General features: G+C 65.1%; 28 protein-coding genes, 1 tRNA gene and 1 riboswitch. Of the genes, 19 read left to right on the top strand and 10 right to left on the bottom strand.

The window, feature by feature from the left end; genetic code table 11:
- Nucleotides 1-5 precede the first annotated feature (5 nt).
- From JMF86_RS03740 to JMF86_RS03730, 3 genes are read right to left on the bottom strand one after another with little or no spacing between them, the layout of a single operon-like run.
- The gene (locus JMF86_RS03740; RefSeq protein WP_175808992.1) at nucleotides 6-1,364 is read right to left on the bottom strand and encodes an MFS transporter; all 1,359 of its coding nucleotides are present in this window, start codon (nucleotides 1,362-1,364) and stop codon (nucleotides 6-8) included.
- Nucleotides 1,361-1,591, bottom strand: a complete 231-nt coding sequence (locus tag JMF86_RS03735) for a DUF2783 domain-containing protein (protein WP_034206533.1) — start codon at nucleotides 1,589-1,591, stop codon at nucleotides 1,361-1,363. Before JMF86_RS03735 ends, JMF86_RS03740 begins: the two co-directional genes overlap by 4 nt.
- A 28-nt stretch (nucleotides 1,592-1,619) precedes the next feature.
- Nucleotides 1,620-3,281: an FAD-dependent oxidoreductase gene (locus tag JMF86_RS03730; RefSeq protein ID WP_175808991.1), complete on the bottom strand. Its 1,662-nt coding sequence runs from the start codon at nucleotides 3,279-3,281 to the stop codon at nucleotides 1,620-1,622.
- Between the two features lie 357 nt (nucleotides 3,282-3,638).
- Between JMF86_RS03730 and JMF86_RS03725 the strand changes: the two genes are divergently transcribed.
- Complete coding sequence (locus JMF86_RS03725) at nucleotides 3,639-4,442, top strand: EAL domain-containing protein (protein ID WP_006484944.1); 804 nt, start codon at nucleotides 3,639-3,641, stop codon at nucleotides 4,440-4,442.
- Between the two features lie 180 nt (nucleotides 4,443-4,622).
- Here JMF86_RS03725 and JMF86_RS03720 read toward each other — a convergent pair whose 3' ends face one another.
- Nucleotides 4,623-5,033: a GFA family protein gene (locus JMF86_RS03720; protein WP_011694174.1), complete on the bottom strand. Its 411-nt coding sequence runs from the start codon at nucleotides 5,031-5,033 to the stop codon at nucleotides 4,623-4,625.
- Between the two features lie 152 nt (nucleotides 5,034-5,185).
- Nucleotides 5,186-5,977, bottom strand: a complete 792-nt coding sequence (locus JMF86_RS03715) for an IclR family transcriptional regulator (RefSeq protein ID WP_175683930.1) — start codon at nucleotides 5,975-5,977, stop codon at nucleotides 5,186-5,188.
- A gap of 274 nt (nucleotides 5,978-6,251) precedes the next feature.
- Here JMF86_RS03715 and JMF86_RS03710 point away from each other — a divergent pair, with 274 nt between their 5' ends.
- Complete coding sequence (locus tag JMF86_RS03710) at nucleotides 6,252-7,439, top strand: acyl-CoA dehydrogenase (protein WP_011544689.1); 1,188 nt, start codon at nucleotides 6,252-6,254, stop codon at nucleotides 7,437-7,439.
- A gap of 120 nt (nucleotides 7,440-7,559) precedes the next feature.
- Here the strand turns inward: JMF86_RS03710 and JMF86_RS03705 are convergent, their stop codons facing one another.
- Nucleotides 7,560-8,198 carry a peroxiredoxin gene (locus JMF86_RS03705; protein WP_006476788.1) on the bottom strand — a complete coding sequence of 213 codons (639 nt, stop codon included), beginning with the start codon at nucleotides 8,196-8,198 and terminating at the stop codon, nucleotides 7,560-7,562.
- Nucleotides 8,199-8,516: 318 nt separating this feature from the next.
- Between JMF86_RS03705 and JMF86_RS03700 the strand changes: the two genes are divergently transcribed.
- The 3 genes from JMF86_RS03700 (at nucleotide 8,517) to JMF86_RS03690 (ending at nucleotide 9,814) form a co-directional block, all read left to right on the top strand.
- Entirely contained in the window at nucleotides 8,517-8,819 is a 303-nt protein-coding gene (locus JMF86_RS03700; RefSeq protein ID WP_006494044.1) for a YqjD family protein, read from the top strand.
- A 118-nt stretch (nucleotides 8,820-8,937) separates the two neighbouring features.
- On the top strand, nucleotides 8,938-9,327 hold the full coding sequence (locus tag JMF86_RS03695) for a phage holin family protein (RefSeq protein WP_043887579.1): 390 nt from the start codon (nucleotides 8,938-8,940) through the stop codon (nucleotides 9,325-9,327).
- Between the two features lie 43 nt (nucleotides 9,328-9,370).
- Nucleotides 9,371-9,814 carry a DUF3318 domain-containing protein gene (locus tag JMF86_RS03690; protein WP_027813026.1) on the top strand — a complete coding sequence of 148 codons (444 nt, stop codon included), beginning with the start codon at nucleotides 9,371-9,373 and terminating at the stop codon, nucleotides 9,812-9,814.
- A 54-nt stretch (nucleotides 9,815-9,868) separates the two neighbouring features.
- Here JMF86_RS03690 and JMF86_RS03685 read toward each other — a convergent pair whose 3' ends face one another.
- The 3 genes from JMF86_RS03685 to glyA all read right to left on the bottom strand — a co-directional run bounded on the left by JMF86_RS03685 (nucleotide 9,869) and on the right by glyA (nucleotide 12,071).
- A complete protein-coding gene (locus JMF86_RS03685) occupies nucleotides 9,869-10,156 on the bottom strand; it encodes a prepilin-type N-terminal cleavage/methylation domain-containing protein (protein WP_231691672.1) in 288 nt (95 codons plus the stop codon).
- Nucleotides 10,157-10,337: 181 nt separating this feature from the next.
- Complete coding sequence (gene nrdR / locus JMF86_RS03680; protein ID WP_011694173.1) at nucleotides 10,338-10,817, bottom strand: transcriptional regulator NrdR; 480 nt, start codon at nucleotides 10,815-10,817, stop codon at nucleotides 10,338-10,340.
- A 6-nt stretch (nucleotides 10,818-10,823) separates the two neighbouring features.
- Entirely contained in the window at nucleotides 10,824-12,071 is a 1,248-nt protein-coding gene (gene glyA, locus JMF86_RS03675) for a serine hydroxymethyltransferase (protein WP_011544684.1), read from the bottom strand.
- A gap of 137 nt (nucleotides 12,072-12,208) precedes the next feature.
- Nucleotides 12,209-12,309: riboswitch (ZMP/ZTP riboswitch) on the bottom strand.
- A 180-nt stretch (nucleotides 12,310-12,489) separates the two neighbouring features.
- Between glyA and JMF86_RS03670 the strand changes: the two genes are divergently transcribed.
- The 9 genes from JMF86_RS03670 to JMF86_RS03630 all read left to right on the top strand — a co-directional run bounded on the left by JMF86_RS03670 (nucleotide 12,490) and on the right by JMF86_RS03630 (nucleotide 19,054).
- Entirely contained in the window at nucleotides 12,490-13,236 is a 747-nt protein-coding gene (locus tag JMF86_RS03670) for an SDR family NAD(P)-dependent oxidoreductase (protein WP_011544683.1), read from the top strand.
- 107 nt (nucleotides 13,237-13,343) lie between these two features.
- Nucleotides 13,344-13,829 (top strand): tol-pal system-associated acyl-CoA thioesterase, encoded by a 486-nt coding sequence (gene ybgC / locus JMF86_RS03665; protein WP_053525121.1) that lies wholly within the window; start codon nucleotides 13,344-13,346, stop codon nucleotides 13,827-13,829.
- A 144-nt stretch (nucleotides 13,830-13,973) separates the two neighbouring features.
- The gene (gene tolQ, locus JMF86_RS03660; protein ID WP_006476795.1) at nucleotides 13,974-14,651 is read left to right on the top strand and encodes a protein TolQ; all 678 of its coding nucleotides are present in this window, start codon (nucleotides 13,974-13,976) and stop codon (nucleotides 14,649-14,651) included.
- A gap of 10 nt (nucleotides 14,652-14,661) precedes the next feature.
- Complete coding sequence (gene tolR, locus JMF86_RS03655) at nucleotides 14,662-15,111, top strand: protein TolR (RefSeq protein WP_006484943.1); 450 nt, start codon at nucleotides 14,662-14,664, stop codon at nucleotides 15,109-15,111.
- The gene (tolA, locus tag JMF86_RS03650) at nucleotides 15,108-16,163 is read left to right on the top strand and encodes a cell envelope integrity protein TolA (protein WP_201316747.1); all 1,056 of its coding nucleotides are present in this window, start codon (nucleotides 15,108-15,110) and stop codon (nucleotides 16,161-16,163) included. Before tolR ends, tolA begins: the two co-directional genes overlap by 4 nt.
- 109 nt (nucleotides 16,164-16,272) lie before the next feature.
- Nucleotides 16,273-17,568 carry a Tol-Pal system beta propeller repeat protein TolB gene (gene tolB, locus JMF86_RS03645; protein ID WP_059574261.1) on the top strand — a complete coding sequence of 432 codons (1,296 nt, stop codon included), beginning with the start codon at nucleotides 16,273-16,275 and terminating at the stop codon, nucleotides 17,566-17,568.
- A 17-nt stretch (nucleotides 17,569-17,585) separates the two neighbouring features.
- Complete coding sequence (gene pal, locus JMF86_RS03640) at nucleotides 17,586-18,098, top strand: peptidoglycan-associated lipoprotein Pal (RefSeq protein ID WP_006484980.1); 513 nt, start codon at nucleotides 17,586-17,588, stop codon at nucleotides 18,096-18,098.
- Between the two features lie 19 nt (nucleotides 18,099-18,117).
- Nucleotides 18,118-18,867 carry a tol-pal system protein YbgF gene (gene ybgF / locus JMF86_RS03635; RefSeq protein ID WP_006484965.1) on the top strand — a complete coding sequence of 250 codons (750 nt, stop codon included), beginning with the start codon at nucleotides 18,118-18,120 and terminating at the stop codon, nucleotides 18,865-18,867.
- Nucleotides 18,868-18,977: 110 nt separating this feature from the next.
- A tRNA-Lys gene (locus JMF86_RS03630) sits at nucleotides 18,978-19,054 on the top strand.
- A 242-nt stretch (nucleotides 19,055-19,296) separates the two neighbouring features.
- On the opposite strand, the gene JMF86_RS03625 is transcribed toward JMF86_RS03630, so the two are convergent.
- Entirely contained in the window at nucleotides 19,297-19,617 is a 321-nt protein-coding gene (locus tag JMF86_RS03625; protein WP_012327977.1) for a helix-turn-helix domain-containing protein, read from the bottom strand.
- A gap of 140 nt (nucleotides 19,618-19,757) precedes the next feature.
- Between JMF86_RS03625 and JMF86_RS03620 the strand changes: the two genes are divergently transcribed.
- The 5 genes from JMF86_RS03620 (at nucleotide 19,758) to JMF86_RS34965 (ending at nucleotide 22,189) form a co-directional block, all read left to right on the top strand.
- On the top strand, nucleotides 19,758-20,153 hold the full coding sequence (locus tag JMF86_RS03620; protein WP_012327976.1) for a hypothetical protein: 396 nt from the start codon (nucleotides 19,758-19,760) through the stop codon (nucleotides 20,151-20,153).
- Between the two features lie 67 nt (nucleotides 20,154-20,220).
- On the top strand, nucleotides 20,221-20,700 hold the full coding sequence (locus JMF86_RS03615; RefSeq protein ID WP_201316746.1) for a hypothetical protein: 480 nt from the start codon (nucleotides 20,221-20,223) through the stop codon (nucleotides 20,698-20,700).
- 112 nt (nucleotides 20,701-20,812) lie between these two features.
- A complete protein-coding gene (locus JMF86_RS03610; RefSeq protein WP_011544675.1) occupies nucleotides 20,813-21,025 on the top strand; it encodes an antitoxin MazE family protein in 213 nt (70 codons plus the stop codon).
- Entirely contained in the window at nucleotides 21,022-21,345 is a 324-nt protein-coding gene (locus JMF86_RS03605) for a type II toxin-antitoxin system PemK/MazF family toxin (RefSeq protein ID WP_011544674.1), read from the top strand. Before JMF86_RS03610 ends, JMF86_RS03605 begins: the two co-directional genes overlap by 4 nt.
- Nucleotides 21,346-21,871: 526 nt before the next feature.
- Entirely contained in the window at nucleotides 21,872-22,189 is a 318-nt protein-coding gene (locus JMF86_RS34965) for a hypothetical protein (protein WP_227745855.1), read from the top strand.
- Nucleotide 22,190 lies beyond the last annotated feature (1 nt).

Genomic DNA, 22,190 nt, shown 5'->3' with positions numbered 1-22,190 from the left:
CTCCATCAATTCAGGGCGGCGTTCGGCGCCTGCGCAGCGCTGCGCCGCGTGACGCCCGCAAGGCCGAGCACGAACAGCGCCGAGCACAGCACGGGCACCGCGGCCGCGTGGAACAGCGCGCCGTTGGACCAGTTGAGCGCAATCAGTTGTCCGCCGACGAGCGGCCCGAGCACCGAGCCGATCCGGCCGATGCCGAGGCTCCAGCCGATGCCCGTCGAGCGCAGCGACGTCGGGTAATACTGGCCCGCGAGCGCGTTCACGGCCGGCTGCCCGCCGACCACGCAGAACCCGCCCGCGAACACGACGACCAGCAGCCACGGCAGCGCATGCGCGACCGAGCCGATCAGCCCCACCGACACGGCCGCGCACGCAAAGCAGGCGAACAGCACGCGCACGAAGCCGTAACGTTCGATGAACCAGCCGAGCGACAGCGTGCCGATCACGCCGCCCGTCTGCAGCACCGTGCCGACGATCACCGCCGTGCCCGGCGAATAGCCGGCCTCGCGCATCACGGTCGGCAGCCAGTTCGACAGGAAGTACAGATCGATCAGGTTCATGAAACTGATCGCCCACAGCAGCAGCGTGACCGGCAGGCGGCCATGGCGGAACAGTTCGGCCACCGGCGCGCCGCTCGCCGCGCGCTCGCGCACGACGAGCCGCGTGTTCGCATCGATGCCGGCCTGCGGCGCGAACCGCGCGAGCCAGTCACGCGCCTGCGCGACGCGCCCTTTCAGCACCAGGAACTGCAGCGATTCGGGCAGCCGCGCGACCATCGCGATCGTCAGCACGAGCGGCACCGCACCGCCGACGAAGAACACCGAACGCCAGCCGAGCGCCGGAATCAGCGCCGCGCTGATGAAGCCGCCGAGCGCCGCGCCGAGCGTGAAGCCGCACGACACGATCATCATCCGCTTCACGCGATGCGCGGCCGGGCTGAACTCGCCGACCAGCGCCATCGCGTTCGGCATGATGCAGCCGAGGCCGAGCCCCGTGACGAAGCGCAGCGCCATCAGCACGGGAATCGAGCCCGCGAACGGCGTCGCGAGCATCGTCACCGCGAAGAACAGCGTCGAGCCGATCAGCACCGGGCGCCGCCCGATCCGGTCGGCCAGCACCGACAGCCCGAGCGCGCCGAGCAACATGCCGAACAGGCTCGCGCTGAACACGGGCCCGAGCGCCTGCTTCGGCACACCCCATTCGGCGATCACGCTCGGCGCGACGTAGCCCATCGCCTGCGCATCGAAACCGTCGATCACGAGGCACAGCCCGCACAGCGCGAGCAGCATCCAGTGAAAACCCGGGCGATGGGTCTCGTCGATCACGCGCTCGACTTCGAGCACGCGCGTATCGGCCGCCGCGCTCATTGCGCCACCTCGGCGGCCGGATGCACGGGCGGCGTCACGCCCTGGCGCGCGAGCGCCATCGCTTCGCGCAGCACGTCGGCGTCACCGACCTGGTTCGCGAGCAACAGGATCAGCTTCGCGTTGACGAGCTGGCTGTCGGCGTCCGACAGGTCGCGATGCATGTCGATCAGCGCTTCGTAGAACGCATCGGGGTCGGCCAGGCGCGGGCGGGTATCGAGTGGGGGCATGACGGTGTCTCCGGTGTCTTTATCGTATTCAGCGTGCGCAGCTCGCGCGCGCCAGTGCGTCGGCAATCGCCTGACGGTCGAGCGTGCGCGTGCGGGCGCAGACGTGCTGGTCGGGACGCAACAGGTAGAACGTGCCGGGCTGCGCGTCGTAGCGCTGCGCGGCGAGCCCGTCGACGTCCTCCACCACGTCGACACCGGCCGCCGGCTGCGCGTGCCCGGCCGGCACGACGAGCACCGGCCGCACCGCCGGCGCGAGGCCGTCGACGGCCTGCGCGAGCGCGGCCGCGTCGCCCGGCAATCCGAACAGCACACCGGTGAAGCCGCCGCGCAGATGCTGCAGCAGCCAGCCCGACGCGCCTTGCGCGCGCACCGGTGCATCGGCCGCCGCCGCGCCCGGCCGCATCGCGCACGCAAACGTGTCGCCGCCGCGGTCCGGCGTGTTGAGCGGCGAATCGGCCAGCACGGCCGGCACCGACAGGCGCCCGCTGTTCACCAGCTTGCGTGCGAACTCGCAGTCGCGCGCGAGCTTCAGCGTCGCGTCGCGGAACACGCGCGACACCGCGCTTTTCGGCGTGATGAAATCGGTCGAGCGCGTCGAGTTGCGGATGTTCTCGTCGGCTGCGAACTCGCGCTCGCTCGCATAAGTGTCGAGCAGGCGGTCGTGCGCACGGCCGTCGAGCACCAGCTTCAGCTTCCACGCGAGGTTGTCCGCGTCCTGCACGCCGCTGTTCGCACCGCGCGCGCCGAACGGCGACACGCCGTGCGCGGAATCGCCCGCGAACAGCACGCGGCCGTGGCGGAACGTGTCCATCCGCTGGCAGCGGAACGTATAGACGCTCACCCACTCGAGCTCGAACTCGACGTCCGCGCCGAGCAGCGCGCGCACACGCGGGATCACACGCTCCGGCTGCTTCTCGGCGACCGGATCGGCATCCCAGCCGAGCTGGAAGTCGATGCGCCACACGTTGTCCGGCTGGCGGTGCAGCAGCACCGACTGGTTGCGGTGAAACGGCGGGTCGAACCAGAACCAGCGCTCGGTCGGAAACTCCGCCTTCATCTTCACGTCGGCGATCAGGAAGCGGTCCTTGAACGTGCGGCCACGGCTTTCCAGGCCCATCGCCGTGCGCATCGGGCTGCGCGAGCCGTCGGCCGCGATCACGTATTGCGCGCGCAGCGTCGCGACGCCGTCCGGCGTCTCGATCGTCAGCACCGCGTGTTCGGCCGACTGGTCGACGCCCGTCACCTTGTGCTTCCAGCGGATGTCGATGTTCGGCAGCTCGAACGCGCGGTCGGCCAGATAGCCTTCGACGTAGTACTGCTGCAGGTTGATGAACGCGGGGCGCGCATGCCCCTCCTCGGGCAGCAGGTCGAATGCGTAAAGCTGCTCGTCCTGCAGGAACACCTTGCCGACGTGCCAGCTCACGCCCTTGTCGACGAAGCGCTCGCCGCAGCCGAGCCGGTCGAAGATCTCGAGCGTGCGCTTGGCGAAGCAGATCGCGCGCGAGCCGGTCGACAGCGTGTCGTCGTCGTCGAGCAGCACGACCGGCACGCCCTGCTGCGCGAGGTCGATCGCGGCGGCCAGGCCCACCGGGCCCGCGCCGACGACGATCACCGGGTGGACGGCCGCGTCGTGCGCGCGGGCGCGGTACTCGAACTTCAGCGTCTGGTAATCGATGCTCATGGTCGCCATCCGCGCGTCAACCCCGCCGTGCGCGCACCGCCGCGCCCGTCGCTCCATCCGTCTCCTCGCGGCGCGCCTGCCCGCTTGTCCTGTCAACAACCGCCACGTCTCGCTCCTTGCTTCCTGTTGATTCGTGAACGGCGCCGTTTCGCGGCGCCCGCATGCCGCTTTTCTTGATCGGCGACCCCTCCTTGGATTTACGAATAGTAAAACCAATTACGAATAGTGAAATCAACGTAAACCCTAGTCGTTCGCTCGGGGACGGGATAACCATATGAATGAAACGCCGAGCCGAGCGCGGCGCGCGCTGCTAATATCAAGTCAACGAGGCGGCCCTTTCGGCCGCCATTTTTCCTTCTCACGCCGATGATTCCGCCTACCATCCCCGAGCTGGTCAGCCGTGCCGGGCAACTGCCGTATCTGCGGGAACACCTCGCGCTTGCCGAAGGCGGCACCGCGTGCGCGAATCTGCCCGAGCGCACGCTCGCCAGCGCGTACGAGCCGATCTACGACGTGACGATGCCCGGCGCGCCGCAATCGACGTCGTTCGCCGACGCGATCGAGCGCTACGGCGACGAGCTCGGCTTCCAGGCCGTCACGCTCGTCACCGGCGCGCAGCACGACCCGGTCGACGCGGCCGTCGACGACCAGACGCTGGTCGCGATCGACCGCCTGTCGCGCGCGCTGCACGCGATCAATTTCTTCGGGGCGCAGCGTCACGGGCTGCTGTTCCTGCGCGTGCACGAGCGGCTGCTCAAGAGCGTGAAGTACGACCACGGCAAGCATTTCTCGTCGGTACTGCAGCGCTTCGGGCTGCCGCCCGAGCGGATCGTGATCGAACTGCCGGCGGTCGCGGTCGCCCACAAGACGTTCCTCGGCTACCTGACGCGCAGCTATCAGCATCACGGCTTCAAGGTCGCCGACAAGCTGCCCGACCCGGGCCGCATCCTCGCGGTCGAATCGGACATGGCGCGCCCCGACTACATCAAGATGGATGCGGGCATCGCGTTGCGCGACGGGATGGTCAAGGCGCTCGTCGCCTACGCGCAGCGCGTGCGGATTCCGCTGATCTTCGACGGCGTGGTCGACGAGACGCAGTGCGAGCTGCTGCGCCAGCACGACGTGCGGTTCATGCAGGGGCCGGTGTTCGCGAAGGTCGTGACGGCCTGAGCGGAGGGAGCAGCCACGCGGGGAGCGTGCCGCGCCGGGGGCGGCATCCGGTGTCGGGTTACTTCGGGAATCAGGTTTCAGCGTCGCTCGACGCCGGCCGGTTCCTCGTTCGTTCATGCAGAAAGGTCGAATGCGCTTGCGCACCCGCCCGGCGCCGGCGCATTGCCCGCGACGGGCCGCCTATTCCCTGCCACCGTCGTCGTACTTCGGTAGATCGTCGTCGATCTCGATGCCCGGGAAACGATCGCCGTACCAGACGTGCCACGCCGGACGCAGCCTCGACGGTTCGTCGAGCGTCGCGTAATTGATCTCGACCGTCTGCGGCGCGTCAGAGCGCCGGTATTCGAGCTGCGCGCCGCAACGGCCGCAGAAGCGCCGTTCGCCCCAGGCGCTCGACGCGTAGACGGTCGGTTCGCCCCGCAGATATTCGAATGCGTCGATCGGCACCGATGCCGATGCGACGACCGCCGCGCCGGTCGTGCGCTGGCAGAGCCGGCAGTGGCAGAAACCGGCGTCGGTCGGAACGCCGGCGATACGGTAGCGGATCGCGCCGCACGCGCATCCGCCTTCCATCGGTTCGGGGTGCGCCATCGCAGACCTCGTCGTCGGGGAAGCAGGCGAACGATGATGAGCGCGGTTCGCCCGTCACGCAATACGCAACGGTGCCGCGCCGCCTCTGCTTCCCCACCTGTTGCGCACGAGCTGGTTGCCGCACGACCACAGCACCCGCGCGCTCGTCGCTCTCAGACCGTCTGCCCGAGCCGCTGCGCGAGCGCCTTCAGTTGCGGCCCGACCTGCGTGCGAAACACGGCCTCGTCCATCGACGACGCCGGGCCGCTGCAGCTCAGGATCAGCCAGCGCCCCTCGCGCGGCTCGCGAAACGGCACGGCCGCCGCGTTCACGTCCGCGTGCCACGCGCGGAACGAATAGCAGCAACCGCCCGCCGAGAATTCGGCCACCGCCTGCTGCGCGGCGGCGACGAGCGCATCGGCGTCGGCCGCGCCGCCGGCCGCGCGGTGCAGTTCGGCATAGAGCGCGCGGCGCACGTCCTCCGGCTGCACGGCCAGGTACGCGCGCCCCATCGAGCTCGTCAGCATCGACAGCCGCGAACCGGGCGCGAGCCCGAGCGTCAGCGCGGTCTCGCTGCGGATCGTCTCCAGATAGATCATGTCGAGCCCGTCGCGGCAGCCGAGCGACACGGCCGCGCCGATCTCGCGCGCGAGCGCCTGCATGTGCGGCCGCGCGAGATCGATCGTGCCCGAGCCCGACAGCAGCGCGTAGCCGAGCGACAGCACGCCGGCGTCCAGCGCATACTTTCCGAGCGTCTCGTCGTAGCGCAGATAGCCGAGCACGGTCAACGTATAGGCGAGCCGGTTCACCGTTGCCTTCGGCAGCCCCGTGCGTTCCGCGAAATCGCGATTGCCCAGCATCGTCTCGCCGGGCCGGAAAGCGCGCAGCAGGTCGAGCCCGCGCGCGAGCGCGACGACGAACTTGCGCTCGTCGATCGTGGTGTCGTCGATGGTTGAAAGTGTCATCCGGTGCTACACTGAGGTCGATTTGCAAAACATTGTTCCGCACAGCGGAACGCAAGTCAAGCGAACTTCAGGCATCAGCCCGGAGCAAGCGCTGCAGCGCGGCCTCTGTCCGACTGAAAAGCACGGACTCGGGGCCGGCGCCGAAGCGCCCGCTCCCACTGACCGTAACGCATGGGGCCGGAGTAAGCGCTGAAGCGCCAACTCGGGCCGACCGCGAAGCATGGGGCCCGACTAAGCGCTGAAGCGCCAACTCGGGCCGACAGGAGATGAGACGATGAGTGCTGCAACTTTTCATTGGGACGATCCGCTGCTGCTCGACCAGCAACTGACCGAAGAAGAGCGAATGGTCCGCGATGCCGCGCAGGCGTATGCCCAGGACAAGCTCGCGCCGCGCGTCACCGAAGCGTTCCGCCACGAACGCACCGACGCGGTCATCTTTCGCGAGATGGGCGAGGTCGGCCTGCTCGGCCCGACGATTCCCGAGGAATACGGCGGCCCCGGCCTCAACTACGTGAGCTACGGGCTGATCGCGCGCGAAGTCGAGCGCGTCGACTCCGGCTACCGTTCGATGATGTCCGTGCAGTCGTCGCTCGTGATGGTGCCGATCTTCGAATTCGGCTCCGACGCGCAGAAGCAGAAATACCTGCCGAAGCTCGCGACCGGCGAATGGATCGGCTGCTTCGGCCTGACCGAGCCGAACCACGGCTCCGATCCGGGCAGCATGGTCACGCGCGCGAAGAAGGTGCCGGGCGGCTACGCGCTGTCCGGCGCGAAGATGTGGATCACCAACTCGCCGATCGCCGACGTATTCGTCGTATGGGCCAAGCTGGAAGAGAACGGCAAGGACGCGATCCGCGGCTTCATCCTCGAGAAGGGCTGGAAAGGCCTGTCGGCGCCGGCGATCCACGGCAAGGTCGGGCTGCGCGCATCGATCACCGGCGAAATCGTCCTCGACGAGGTGTTCGTGCCCGAAGAGAACCTGATGCCGAACGTGAGCGGCCTGCGCGGCCCGTTCACCTGCCTGAACTCGGCACGCTACGGGATCGCGTGGGGCGCGCTCGGCGCCGCCGAGTCCTGCTGGCACACCGCGCGTCAGTACGTGCTCGACCGCCAGCAGTTCGGCCGGCCGCTCGCCGCGAACCAGTTGATCCAGAAGAAGCTCGCCGACATGCAGACCGAAATCACGCTCGGCCTGCAAGGCGTGCTGCGCCTCGGCCGGATGAAGGACGAAGGCACGGCCGCCGTCGAGATCACGTCGATCATGAAGCGCAATTCGTGCGGCAAGGCGCTCGACATCGCCCGCCTCGCGCGCGACATGCTCGGCGGCAACGGCATCTCCGACGAATTCGGCGTCGCGCGCCACCTCGTGAACCTCGAAGTGGTCAACACGTACGAAGGCACGCACGACATCCACGCGCTGATCCTCGGCCGCGCGCAGACGGGCATCCAGGCATTCTTCTGATGATCCGGCCATGACGCACGCGGCAGCGATGCCGCGCACGCCGCCCAAGCAAAAGCCCGCTCGGCATGACTGCCGAGCGGGCTTTTTTTCATCGGAGCCGCGGCTCCTGGCCGCCGATGCTTACTTGTTCGGCTGCGGCGTCAGCCGCAGATACGGACGCACCGCGTTGAAGCCCTTCGGGAAGCGTTTCTTCAGCTCTTCCGGATCCTGCAGCGACGGCACGATCACGACGTCGTCGCCGTCCTTCCAGTTGCCGGGCGTCGCGACCTTGTAATTATCGGTCAGTTGCAGCGAGTCGATCACGCGCAGCACTTCGTCGAAGTTGCGCCCCGTGCTGGCCGGATAGGTGATCGTGAGCCGCACCTTCTTGTTCGGGTCGATCACGAACAGCGAACGCACCGTCAGCGTTTCGTTCGCGTTCGGGTGAATCATGTCGTACAGCTGCGACACCTTGCGGTCCGCGTCGGCGATGATCGGAAAGCCCACGACCGTCGACTGCGTTTCGTTGATGTCGTTGATCCAGCCCTTGTGCGATTCGACGCCGTCGACCGACAGCGCGATCACCTTCACGTTGCGTTTCTCGAATTCGCCCTTCAGTTTCGAGGTCAGCCCGAGTTCGGTCGTGCACACCGGCGTGTAGTCGGCCGGATGGGAGAACAGGACGCCCCAGCTGTTGCCGAGCCACTCGTGAAACTTGATGGTGCCCAGGCTCGATTCCTGCTCGAAATCCGGTGCGATGTCGCCAAGACGCAGACTCATGATGTTCCCTCCTCGAACGATGCTGGTTGAAACCGCGCGCTGGACAGCGCGGGGCAGTCCATCAGCTTACGGGAAGCAATGGGCCGTGCGAACGATTATTCCGTTTGATATTCATACTTTTTTGTCATTTTTACCCGGCGTCATGGCAGAACGGAAGCTCGCGGGGGAAACTTTTCAACCCGTTTGCCGCTCTGTTCATGATTACAAGTCGTTTACCATGCAGTCTTGCGCTGCCGCCGTGTGTCTTCCCGGCTCGCCAGCAGGCAGGGGTTTCGCTACGATGTGAACCTGCAGCATGACAGCACGAAGGGAGTTGCAATGTCGGAAATCAACAAGGAGAAACTGATGTCGGATATCAAAACCGTTCTCTCGGACGCCGAAGACCTGCTCAAGCAAGCGGCGAGCAGCACGGGCGACCGTGCGGCCGAGCTGCGCGAGAAAGCCATGTCGCGCCTGAAGCAGGCCAAGGAAAAGGCAGCCGACGTCCAGGTCGTGGTGGTCGAGAAAGGCAAGAAGGCTGCACGCGCGACCGACGACTACGTGCACGAGCATCCGTGGACGTCGATCGGCGTGGCCGCCGGCGTCGGCGTGCTGATCGGCCTGCTGATCAACCGCAAGTAACGCGCTCTGCGCCGTTTCGTCCCGCGGGCCGGGTTGCGGCCTGCGGGCGTCGAAGCCGGCCGGCCCGCGCCGGCCGGCTTTGTCCTAGCTGCTTACTGCACGCGCAAGCACCTCATCCATGACGACAGACACCCCCTCGCAGCCGTCCGGTCAAGGACCGTTGCGCCGCCTCGTCGGCTCCGCCATCGGCCTTCTGCAGACGCGCCTCGAACTGGTGGGCATCGAGCTCGCCGAGGAGAAGGAGCGCCTGATGGGCGTGCTGTTCCTCGGACTCGCCGCGATGATGCTCGCGACGATGGCGCTCATCAGCCTGACCGTGCTGATCGCGATCGCGTTCTGGGATACCTACCGCTGGCAGGCGCTCGCCGCGATCACCGCGCTGTATGCCATTGGCGGCATCGTATGCGCGCTGAAGGCGCGCTCGGGCCTGCGCGACGCGCCGACCGTGTTCGAGGCGACGCTCGCCGAGCTCGAGAAAGACCGCGACCTGTTCCGCGGCAAGCCGTGAACGCCTTCGCGCTCATCCCTCCCACCTACTTCGTCGACGCGCCATGAGCCAGAACATCACGGGCAATCCCTCCCGCTCCCATTCGTCGCGATCGAACTGGAGTGCGTCGCAGCACCGCGCGCTCCGCAAGGAATTGCTGATCCTGCGATCCGAAGTCGAGCGGCTCGAATTTGCGGAGGCTGCCGCCGAAATGCGCCACGCCGTCACGCGCTTCAGCTGGCTCAAGGTGTTCATCCCCGGGCTGTCGACCAGCAGGTTCGGCCAGTCGGCCAAGAACCTGAACGCAAGCCTCGGCCAGCTCGTCAACCAGTATCCGATGCTGAGTTCGCTCGCGTCGCTCGTGCTGGCGAAACCCGTTCGCTCGCTGCTGCGTGCGAGCGCGGGCCCCGCGTTGAAGTGGGGCACGCTCGGCTTCGCCGCATGGGAGGTCTACCGGATCTGGAAACAGTCCCGCGACGAACGCGGGCTCGACGCACAGAACGACTGATCGTCGGCATCCCGCGCGCACGGCCCTGCGCCACTGCGCGCCTTCCTTGCGCACTCAGCGCACACCCCAGCAGACAGCGCCCGGTTCGTCGACGCCATCGCTTCCTGTATTGCCTTTCGTCCCGTCCGAACGCAGCGTGAACGTGCCGCATGCATCGTCGTGCATCGGCCCGGTGTCGAGCGGCGTCGCCGCCAGTTCATAGCTCACGGGTGAACCGTCGCCATCCGGCGGCGCGTACGCGAGCGCGTCCGACAACGCCGGGGGCGGCGCCATGTCGACCACCGCGAGCGACATGGCGACCATCAACTCGACGAGCGTGAATCCGCACGATCGTTGCACCATATTCTTCAAGGGTCGAGCGCCCCGTTCCATCGCAATCGCCCTCCGCCACGGTGATGCGACGACTGTAGCGGCGCGTGCAAACGTGCGCCATTTGCCGAACGGCCGAGGCGACATGCGATCGCGACCGACACAATCGGCGCGAATCGAACCCATGGAGCAGACGATAAACGGACGCAGCGCGTCAGCGCTTACGGGGGGTCTTGGCGGGAGAGGCGCGACGGAACTCTTCGATCACGTCGGCAAATTCGGAAACGTCCTCGAACCGGCGATACACCGATGCGAAGCGGACATAGGCGATCGTATCGAGGCCGCGCAACTCGTTCATCACGAGTTCGCCCAGCTTCTCGCTACGCACTTCACGCTCGCCAGTCGCGAGCAGTTGATACTCGATGCGGGCGACCGCCGCGTCGATCGCGTCGGCCGCAACCGGCCGTTTGCGCAGCGCGAGTTGCATGCTGGCGACGATCTTGCGACGGTCGAATTCCGTGCGGCTGCCGTCCTTCTTCACGACGGCCGGCAGGTTCAGTTCGACCCGCTCGTACGTCGTGAAGCGCTTGTCGCAAGCCGAGCAGCGACGGCGCCGGCGAATCGCGGCGCCATCTTCGGACACGCGCGAGTCGACGACCTGCGTGTCGTCATGCCGGCAGAACGGGCAGCGCATCGGCGATCAGCGATAGACCGGGAAACGCTTGGTCAGCTCGGCGACCTGCGCACGCACGCGCTCGATCGTCGCTGCGTCCTCCGGGTTCTCCAGCACGTCGGCGATCAGGTTACCCACCTGCTCGGCTTCCGCCGGCCCGAAGCCACGCGTCGTCATCGCCGGCGAACCCAGGCGCACGCCGCTCGTCACGAACGGCTTTTCCGGATCGTTCGGGATCGCGTTCTTGTTCACCGTGATGTGCGCCGCGCCGAGTGCCGCTTCCGCTGCCTTGCCCGTGATGTTCTTCGCGCGCAGGTCGACCAGCATCACGTGGCTTTCGGTGCGGCCCGACACGATCCGCAGCCCGCGCTTGACCAGCGTTTCGGCCAGCACGCGTGCGTTCTCGACCACCTTCTGCTGATATTCCTTGAACTCCGGCGACAGCGCTTCCTTGAACGCCACCGCCTTCGCCGCGATCACGTGCATCAGCGGGCCGCCCTGGATGCCCGGGAAGATCGCCGAGTTGATCGGCTTCTCGTACTCGGCCTTCATCAGGATCACGCCGCCGCGCGGGCCGCGCAGGCTCTTGTGCGTCGTCGTCGTCACGAAATCCGCGTGCGGCACCGGGTTCGGGTACACGCCCGCCGCGATCAGGCCAGCGTAGTGCGCCATGTCGACCATCAGGTACGCGCCCACCGACTTCGCGATCTTCGCCAGACGCTCGAAATCGATCTTCAGCGCAAACGCCGACGCGCCCGCGACGATCAGCTTCGGCTTGTGTTCCTGCGCGAGCTTCTCGGCCGCTTCGTAGTCGATGTCTTCGTTTTCGTTCAGGCCGTAGCTCACCACGTTGAACCACTTGCCCGACATGTTCACCGGCGAGCCGTGCGTCAGGTGGCCGCCGTGCGCGAGGCTCATGCCCATGATCGTGTCGCCCGGCTTGAGCATCGCGAAGAACACGCCCTGGTTCGCCTGCGAACCCGAGTTCGGCTGCACGTTCGCCGCTTCCGCACCGAACAGCTGCTTCACACGGTCGATCGCCAGTTGCTCAACCACGTCGACGTACTCGCAACCGCCGTAGTAGCGCTTGCCCGGATACCCTTCCGCGTACTTGTTCGTGAGCTGCGAGCCCTGCGCGGCCATCACGGCCGGGCTCGTGTAGTTTTCCGATGCGATCAGCTCGATGTGATCTTCCTGGCGGCGGTTTTCCTGCTCGATCGCTGCAAAGATTTCGGGATCGACGTTCGCGATGGTGCTTTGGGCTCTGTCAAACATACGGTTTCCGTTAAGTGTGTACAGGTTGACCGGAGTGGCCGAGTACGGTGCGCTGCTGGCGAGACCAGCTCGACGTGGCGGAAGAATCCGTATGACGCGAGGCAGGACAGCCACCGGCGATGCACGCGACGGCGCACAACGGCTGCCCAGGCGAACGGCAAAAACGGCGCCCCGCGCTTCACGGTGGGATGCTCCACCTTGAACCCTGAGGGTTCTATCGCCAGTCACGCAGGGGTGATGAGCGCATTAGTGTATTGGATGCGTCATGAATAGGCAACCGCACGGCAGGGCGCTCCAAACAATAAGGGCCAGACTCTACGCGCCCGTGCCGACACGCTTCGCCGTCTTGCCGCGGTGCGGCATTCTCAGTAGGCTTGCAGGATTCCACCCGCTATTCCGTTACCGACCAGGAGCAGCAATGATCGTGTTCGTCACAGGTGCGTCCGCCGGCTTCGGCGCCGCCATCTCCCGTGCCTTCGTCAAGGGCGGCCATCGCGTCGTCGCCACCGCACGCCGCAAGGATCGCCTCGATGCGCTCGCGGCCGAACTCGGCGACGCGCTGCTGCCGTTCGAGCTCGACGTGCGCGACCGCGCGGCCGTCGAAGCCGTGCCGGCCGCCCTTCCCGCCGAATTCGCGGCGCTCGACGTGCTCGTCAACAACGCCGGCCTCGCGCTCGGCGTCGAGCCGGCCCAGAAGGCGAGCCTCGACGAGTGGCAGACCATGATCGACACGAACTGCTCGGGCCTCGTGACCGTCACGCACGCGTTGCTGCCGGGCATGATCGCGCGCGGTCGCGGCCATATCTTCAATCTGGGCTCGGTGGCCGGCACCTATCCGTATCCGGGCGGGAACGTCTACGGCGCGACCAAGGCTTTCGTCAGACAATTCAGCCTGAACCTGCGCACCGACCTGATCGGCACGCCGTTGCGCGTCACCGACATCGAACCGGGCCTGTGCGGCGGCACGGAATTCTCGAACGTCCGCTTCCGCGGCGACGATGCAAAGGCGGCGAACGTCTACCAGAACGTCCAGCCGCTCACGGCCGAGGACATCGCCGATACGATCTACTGGATCGCCACGCGCCCCGCGCACGTCAACATCAATACGATCGAAATGATGCCGGTCGCGCAAGCCCCGGCCGGCCTCACGATCCATCGCGGCTGACCCGTCCCCGCAGCCGCGGGCCCGCCTCCGGGCGGCCCGCGGTGTGCTACGACGCACTACATTCCGTTACGAATCGGTTACGAATCGGGCCTTTGCCTTCCGGTAGAATGCGCGCCATGACTCAGCCTACCCGCTCCCCGGAAGCGCCGTCCGGCTTTACCTGGCCGGTGCGCGTGTACTACGAGGATACCGATGCAGGCGGCATCGTCTTCTATGCCAACTACCTGAAGTTCTTCGAGCGCGCCCGCACCGAGTGGCTCCGTGCATGCGGCGTCGACCAGCGTCGGCTCGCGGACGACACCGGTGCGATCTTCATCGTGCGCAGCACGTCGCTCGACTACCGCGCGCCGGCGCGACTCGACGACACGCTGACGATCACGAGCCGGCCCGGACGCATCGGCCGTGCCTCGGTGGAATTCACGCAGGAAGCCTGGTGTGGCGACACGCTGCTCGTGGCCGGGCATATCCGCCTCGGCTGCGTCGACCGTCACGGCATCCGGCCCGCGGCCATCCCGCCGGTCGTGCTCGACGCGTTGCAACGCGGTCCCGTCATCGACGCCGGGCAGACGGGTTTGTCAACGAAGCGCGCATGAGCGCCGTTTAGACAAAGCCTATGAACTTGCCGTTCTGATTCGATACTAAGCAAGGTTCGGCGTCAGGCATGGCCGGCGCGCCGCGCCGCACGCACGCCGGACGCCCTTGCCGGGCACCCCCGAAGGGACGTTACTCAAACCTCTATGAATACTGTTCAAGACCTGTCGATCATTTCCCTCGTCCTCAACGCGAGCGTGCTGGCCCAGGCGGTGATGGGACTGCTGCTGCTGCTGTCGCTGATGTCGTGGACCTTCATCTTCCGCAAGTGGTTCGCGATCCGCCGCGCGCGTGCCCAGACCGAACGCTTCGAGAAGGATTTCTGGTCGGGCGGCGACCTGCAGGCGCTGTACCAGAGCGCCGCCAACAACCGCCACACGATCGGCGCACTCGAGCGGATCTTCGAATCGGGGATGCGCGAATTCCTGAAGGCGAAGGAAAAGCGCCTCAGCGATCCGGGCCTCGTGCTCGATGGCGCCCGCCGCGCGATGCGCGCGTCGTTCCAGCGTGAAATGGACGTGCTCGAAGCCAACCTCGCATTCCTCGCGTCGGTCGGCTCGGTCAGCCCGTACATCGGTCTGTTCGGCACGGTCTGGGGGATCATGAACTCGTTCCGCGGCCTCGCGAACGTGCAGCAAGCCACGCTCGCGAACGTCGCGCCGGGCATCGCCGAGGCGCTCGTCGCCACCGCGATCGGCCTGTTCGCCGCGATTCCGGCGGTGGTCGCGTACAACCGCTACGCGCACGACATCGACCGCCTCGCGATCCGTTTCGAGACCTTCATCGAAGAGTTCTCGAACATCCTGCAGCGTCAGGCCCAGTAAGGAGCGCGCCATGGCAGGAAGCCCCATCCGATCCAGCATGCGCGGCGGCCGCTCGCGCCGCGCAATGGCCGACATCAATGTCGTGCCGTACATCGACGTGATGCTGGTGCTGCTCGTGATCTTCATGGTCACCGCACCGCTCGTCGCACCGTCGATCATCAACCTGCCGACCGTCGGCAACGCCGCGCCGCAGGAGCAGACGCCGCCCGTCGTCGTCAACATCAAGGCCGACCGCACGATGAGCGTCAAGTACAAGGGCGACTCGGGCGCGACCCAGGAAGACACGATGACGAAGGCCGAGCTCGACAGCTTCATCTCGGCCCGGCAGGCCGATCACCCTGACCAGCCGGTCGTGATCGCAGCCGACAAGACCGTGCAGTACGATGCCGTCATGACCGTGATGTCCGATCTGAAGGCGCGTGGCGTCAAGCGCGTCGGCCTCCTCGTCAAATCGCAATGAACCGGCAGCAATCCACGCGCAGATCCGCCTACCCGCTCCAGCCTCCCCGCGAGCGCGGGACGTGGCGCGCGTTCGCGCTCGCCGCGCTGATGCACGTGCTGCTCGCGCTGTTCCTCTATCACGGCGTGCAGTGGCAGAACAGCACGCCGGCCGGCGCCGAAGCCGAGCTATGGACCGAAGTGCCCGACGTCCCCGCGCCGCGGCCCGTCGTCACGCCCGCGCCGCCCGTGAAGGTCGCGCCGCCCCCTGCCCCGGTGCGCGACGAGCAGGCCGACATCGCGCTGCAGCAGAAGAAACGGCAGCAGGAAGCGGCCGCGCGCGAAGCGCAGCTCGAGCAGCAGCGCCGTGCGCAGCAACTGAAGGCCCAGCAGGAAGAGGAAGCCCGGCGCGCGCAGCTCGCCGCGCAACAAGCCGCCGCGCTGGCCGCACTGAAGGCCGCGGAACGCGACAGACAGAAGCAGGCCGACAAGCTCAAGCAACAGCAGCTCGCCGAACAGCAGAAGCTCGAACAGCAGAAACTCCAGCAGCAAAAGCAGGCGCAGCTCGAAGCGCAGCAGGCGGCGAAGGCGAAGGCCGACGCGGCCGCCAAGGCCAAGGCGGAAGCCCAGGCCAAGGCGAAGGCCGAGGCCGCGGCGCGCGCGAAGGCCAGTGCGGCGGCGAACGCGAAGCTCGACCGCGAACGCAGCGCGCGCCTCGCGCAGATGCAGGGCCTGTCCGGCGCCGGTGAAGGCGGCGGCGAAGGTCTCGCGAAAAGCGGCACCGGTACGGGCTCCGGCGGCAATGCCGCCACGCCCGGCTATGCCGACAAGGTGCGCCGCCGCGTCAAGCCGAACATCGTTTGGGGCGGCGAGCGGGCGGGCCTGACCACCGTCGTCAAGATTCGGTGCACGCCGTCCGGTGACGTATTGAGCGCATCGGTCTCCCGCTCGAGCGGGAATTCGGGGTGGGATCAAGCCGTGGTCAGTGCGATCCACGCATCGGTCCCGTTGCCGCCCGATTCTAACGGTCGTACCCCGTCTGACATTACGATTACCTTCAAGGCGGCGGAGTGAAACGAAATGCGCTTACACTCCGGGCGTCGCTGTCAGATGGGAACGAATCGGGTATTTTTACTGTCTCTGCCGTTGCGCAGCGATCCAAGCCATACGGGAAGCAAGAAGCATGAGTTTGATGACAAAGCTAGGTTTCAGGGCACTCGTGGCCTCGTGTCTGATCACGGCGGGCAGCGCCGCTAACGCCCAGGTCAACGTGCTGATCACCGGTGTCGGGTCGACCCAGTTCCCCATTGCCACCGCAAACTTCACGAACGAGGCGAATCTGCCGCAGCAGGTCACGTCGATCGTGCGCGCCGACCTCGCCCGCAGCGGCAAATTCACCAACATCGACGCGGGCAGCACGCCCGTGCCCGAGACCGCCTCGGTCGATCTCGGCGCATGGAAGGCCAAGGGCGCGAATGCGTTCGTCGCCGGCAGCGTGAACCGCGACGCGAACGGTCAGTACAAGGTCAACTTCATCCTGTACGACACCGTGAAGCAGCAAAGCCTCGGCGGCCTGTCGCTGACGGCCACCGACACCACGCTGCGCACGGCCGGCCACAAGATCGCCGACTACATCTATCAGAAGCTGCTCGGCGTGCGTGGCGTGTTCGCCACGCGCCTGTCGTACGTGATCAAGACCGGCAACCGCTACCAGCTGCAGATTTCCGATTCGGATGGCCAGAACGCGCGCATCGCGCTGTCGAGCACCGAACCGATCATCTCGCCGGCCTGGTCGCCGAGCGGCACGAAGGTCGCGTACGTGTCGTTCGAGCGCAAGAAGCCGATCGTCTACATCCATGACCTGCCGACCGGCCGCCGCTACATGGTCTCCGACCAGAAGGGCAACAACAGCGCACCGGCGTGGTCGCCGGACAGCAACACGCTGGCCGTCGCGCTGTCGCTGACGGGCAATACGCAAATCTATACGGTCAACGCGAACGGCGGCGGCCTGCGCCGTCTCACGCAGAGCAGCTCGATCGACACCGAACCGTTCTACTCGCCGGACGGCCGCTGGATCTACTTCACGAGCGATCGTGGCGGTGCGCCGCAAATCTACCGGATGCCCGCGCAGGGTGAAAGCGCCGGCGCCGCGCAGCGCGTGACCTTCACCGGCAGCTACAACACGAGCCCGCGCGTGAGCCCGGACGGCAAGCTGCTCGCTTACATCTCCCGCACGGGTGGGGGCTTCAAGCTGTACGTTCAGGATCTGCAGACTGGCGCGGCGAACGCCATCACGAATACCAATCGCGACGAATCGCCGAGCTTCGCGGCAAACGGCCAGTACCTTCTGTACGCTACCCAGTCGGGTGGTCGCAACGTTCTGGCTGCAGTGCCCTCCGACGGCAGCGCGCCGCCGCAGATCCTGTCCGTCCAGGGCGGCTCCGTTCGCGAGCCGTCGTGGGGGCCCTTCATGCAATGACCACAAGGAGAGTAACCATGATGTCGAATAAAGCTCGTCTGGCCCTGGCCGTGATGATGATCAGCGCGCTCGCAGCGTGTAAGTCGGGCGTGAAGCTCGACGACAAGGCAAACAACGCGGGCGCAGTCAGCACGCAACCGAGCGCCGACAACGTCGCGCAAGTGAACGTCGATCCGTTGAACGACCCGAACAGCCCGCTCGCGAAGCGCAGCATCTACTTCGACTTCGACAGCTATTCGGTGAAGGACGAGTACCAGCCGCTGATGCAGCAGCACGCGCAGTACCTGAAGAGCCACCCGCAGCGCCACGTGCTGATCCAGGGCAACACCGACGAACGCGGCACGAGCGAGTACAACCTCGCGCTGGGCCAGAAGCGTGCGGAAGCCGTCCGCCGCGCGATGGCACTGCTCGGCGTGAACGATTCGCAAATGGAAGCCGTGAGCCTCGGCAAGGAAAAGCCGCAGGCAACGGGTCACGACGAAGCATCGTGGGCGCAGAACCGCCGCGCCGACCTCGTCTACCAACAGTAAGTAACGGAAGAATCGCCGTATGACGCACCGTTCAACCTGGCTGCGCGTTGCCGCAGCATTCTGCGTCGCGGGCGCGGCGTGGTCGGCCGCGCCGGCGCACGCCGGCATGTTCGACGACAACGAAGCGCGCCGTGCCGTGCTCGATCTGCGCAGCAAGAGCGACAACCTGTCGAGCCAGTTGTCGGCCGCCCAGCGTACGATCCTCGATCAATCCGGCCGTATCGACCAGCTGAACCAGCAGGTCGCGACGCTGCGCGGCGAGAACGAGGATCTGACGAACCGGCTGACGACGCTCGAGCGGCAGCAGAAGGAGTACTACCAGGATCTCGACACGCGGCTCAAGAAGTTCGAGCCGCAGCAGGCGACGATCGATGGTGTCGAAGGCACCGTGCAGCCGGGTGAAACGGATGCGCTCAGCGCGGCGCAGCAGCAGTTCCGCAACGGCAACTTCAAGGCGGCGGCGGCTTCGTTCCGTGCGTTCATCGCGAAGTATCCGCAGAGTCCCTATCAGCCGACCGCGCAGTACTGGTACGGCAACGCGCAATACGCGCTGCGCGACTACCGCGGCTCGACGGCGACGTGGCAAGGGATCGTCAGCAAGTTCCCGCAACACCCGCGCGCGGCGGACGCCCTCGTGGCGATCGGCACGAACCAGCTCGAGCAAGGCCAGAAGGCAGCCGCGAAGAAGACCTTCGAGCAGGTCGTGTCGCAGTACGCCGGCTCGAATGCGGCGCAGACGGCGCAGGGCAAGCTGGAAACGATCAAATAATTATCGTGACGGGTTGTTGACAGACCTGCAATCCGTCGCTATAATCTTTTGCTCTTTGGGTCGTTACCCAAGTTGTTGAAGCAACGAACCAAAACAAGTTTCAAGAACGTGGGGTGGTAACTCAGTTGGTTAGAGTATCTGACTTTTAATCAGAGAGTCGAGGGTTCGAGTCCCTCCCACCCTACCAACTATCTTCGATAGTGCAAAAAAGCCTCCCTCGCGGAGGCTTTTTTGCGTCTGTCGCCGGGCAGCGTATGCTGCTCATTTCCACTTCCCGGCTAAACGCCCGTCGCCCCCTCGCCTTGATCGCTTCGCTACCACGGTTAGTCCGGCTTCTCCTGGTCGGCACCTGACATCGCGACGATCAGGTCGCCGATCCAATACCGCCGCTCCAACACGACGCCCACTGCCAAAAAGCGGGATGAGCAACTATTGCGACGACCGTTCAGCAATTGCCTCTATCAGGGCCAAAATCACCTCGCGTTTCCGCGCGTCGAGCGCTCGAAATCCAGAGACGATCCGCCGCTCGTCGAGGTTCTCGAGCCGGGCGCTCTCTTCGCCGGTAAGCACGTACCAGACATCAACGCCAGCAAGTGCAATCGCGCGCAAGTAGTCGGAGTTCGGGCGCCTCAAGCCCTTTTCATATTGATACTGCGCGCGCTGCTTGACCGCGCCTAAGGCTGCAAACTCCGTCTGGTTCAAACCCAGCCGCACCCGTTCGCACTTCAGTCGCTCCCCAAATACGTCCATTCGAGCCAATTTTCCTCTTGACAATGGATCAATTGATCCTATATTTGATCCTAAGCATGCCCAACTGAGTCAGTTGAGCGGCGCATGACATTGAGCCCGATCTCCGACCGGTTATCGAATGTCCATTTACCGGGAGCATCATGACGATCACTTATGCAATCTGCGGCGCCTTACCCGTCCTCGACAACTTCCGGCACTACCATGCGCAGCAATTCGCTCGGAGCATTGCCGAGCCCGCAGACATCTACTTCGCAACCGATGCCGTCACGCGATCTCTCGTAATTCGCATTCGTGGCGCACTGACAGACGACGAAACGAAATCGGTGGACGGTGCATTGGAACAATTCTCCCAGAAATGGGCGCAGACCGGCGCAATCTTCAGGCGAGTGCGCTACGGCGAGGTGTCGTTCGTGCCGGTTGGATTCGCTTTGCACGCTGAACTGCTCCAGAAGCTCATTGATGAACAGACTCAACTGGAAGCCCTTCTACAGCGTCAGGCACGGATTCTCGAAAAGTTTCGGCCTACTGCGAGCTAGCGTACGGGCCCACCAACATTGGAGCGCCAACTGCAGCGGTATGGAATCAAACCAACGGAGGTTCAGCATGAAAGAGGTAGCGCCTTATGTCCTGACCGGCGCTCTGGCCGTGCAGGACGATTTGGAAGACGAGCAACTCGATCGCGTATCCCGCCATCTAGGAGGTATCGCCATGGTGTATGCGAAGCACGACAAGATTGCCCACACTGTCGCACTGCGGATCTCGGGCACGCTGGTGCGTGACGACGTGCGCTATATCGAGCAACGCGTGGAGCGGTTTGCCGAGGAAAACGCCCGCGTCGCCGCGATTCTCATTAGCGAATGGAATGGTGTGACGAGCGAGCTCGTTGTCGGTATGAACTGGGATGCACAATGTCTGCTCAGGCTCGGCGCTGCACAGGAACAGCTCGGGAAGCTCACGGAACAGTACTTCGACTTTTTGCTGCGTATCGAACCCCCAAGCTCCCCTGTCAACGGTAGTCCGCTCGTCCGTGTCGCGATCGAAGCACAAAACGATCGATGTTCGACGGATAGGTTCGCCCCCTAACTCAGTCTCCAGGCGTCGCGCCCCTTTCAACGGACTGGTCAAAAAAGACCATCTTTCATTGAACCGTTACATGTAACGCTGTATGCTTCGTTACATGTAACAGGAGGCTACAATGGCAGCTACCACTTCGGAGCGTGTTCGAATTCACCGCGAGAATCTTCGTGCGGCCGGGCTACGCCCAATTCAGATATGGGTGCCCGACGTCCGCCGGCCGGGTTTCGCCGATGAATGCGCTCGGCAATCGCGCATGGTCCACCAGAGCATCGACGAGAACGATCTGCTCGATTTCATTGAACAGGCTACGGACCTCGGACACTCACAATGAATCGAGGGAGCATTGTCACAGTCGCGCTCCAAGGTGATTTCGGCAAGGCTCGGCCGGCGCTCGTGGTGCAGTCGGACCTGTTTGCCGAACATCCCAGTGTAACGTTGCTGCTAATGTCGAGCTCAATGGTCGATGCGCCCTTGATACGCATTACTGTTGTCCCATCCGAGCAGAACGGCTTGCGCATGCCGTCCCAGATTGCCGTAGACAAAATGTTCACCGTGCGCCGCGAGAAAATCGGTCGCCCCATCGGCCACCTCGAAGATGAACTGATGGTTGCCGTCAATCGTTCGCTACTCGTTTTTCTTGGGCTAGCGTAACCGAGCCGCAAAAACAGCGGGCGGATTTCAGCACAAGACAAGGCCCCCTCTCCGATCACTGCATCAGTGACAGTCGGCACTTACCGCCCTTGATCGCGACCTTTTTGTTTGCCGGAGACAACTGCGCACTATGGTCGCCGTGCGTACGCCTGTCAACGCCAAACCTACCCAGTTGCCACGCTGGTACTCCCTCCGTAGATTCGAACCAGTGCAGCGATCCATCAGCGTGCCTTGCAAGGTCGGGTAAGCGACGCGCTTGCAATGCGTCGTTACCGTCGTCGCTATCCGCGCACCACACCGCTTCCAACATGCGCCGAACATGAGCAAACAAGCCCGAGCCAGACTAAGCGTTGAACTCGGCCCGCTAAAGCGGGAGTGGGACGCATATTGTGCACAGCGCGGCCTGACACCCAGCGAGGGTTTGCGGCAGTTCGTTGCGAAGGTCATTGCAAACGCTACAAATCGACCGCAGCCACATCAGCCCCTACCGCCACGACAAGGCCCATGCAAACAAATTGGGATCGCGTTGACCCACGCCGAGCTCGCACGCGTAAAAAGTGCGGCCTATCTTGACGGCTTCACGGCAAATCGATGGATTGTGGCACTGATCCGCGCATACCTGACGGACGAACCGCAGCTGGGTAACCGAGAATTGACGCTTCTCGCCGAATCAAACCAACAGCTCGCGGTAATTCGGAGGCAGCTGGGCGAGCTTGCAGGACACGTCAACGCAACCGGGTGTATAGACGGGCTCGATGGAGAGCAAATCCGTGCCACGATCGACGCCCATCTACGTACCGTGGCGAAGCTGCTGCGCAGAAACCTCGATCGCTGGAGCCGGTGAT

The organism is Burkholderia sp. E168m15, from assembly GCF_016586105.1.
In the GTDB taxonomy this organism is placed as follows: Bacteria; Pseudomonadota; Gammaproteobacteria; order Burkholderiales; family Burkholderiaceae; genus Burkholderia; species Burkholderia orbicola.
Note: the sequence above shows the minus strand (reverse complement) of the source record. Positions and strands in the feature narration are given on the sequence as shown.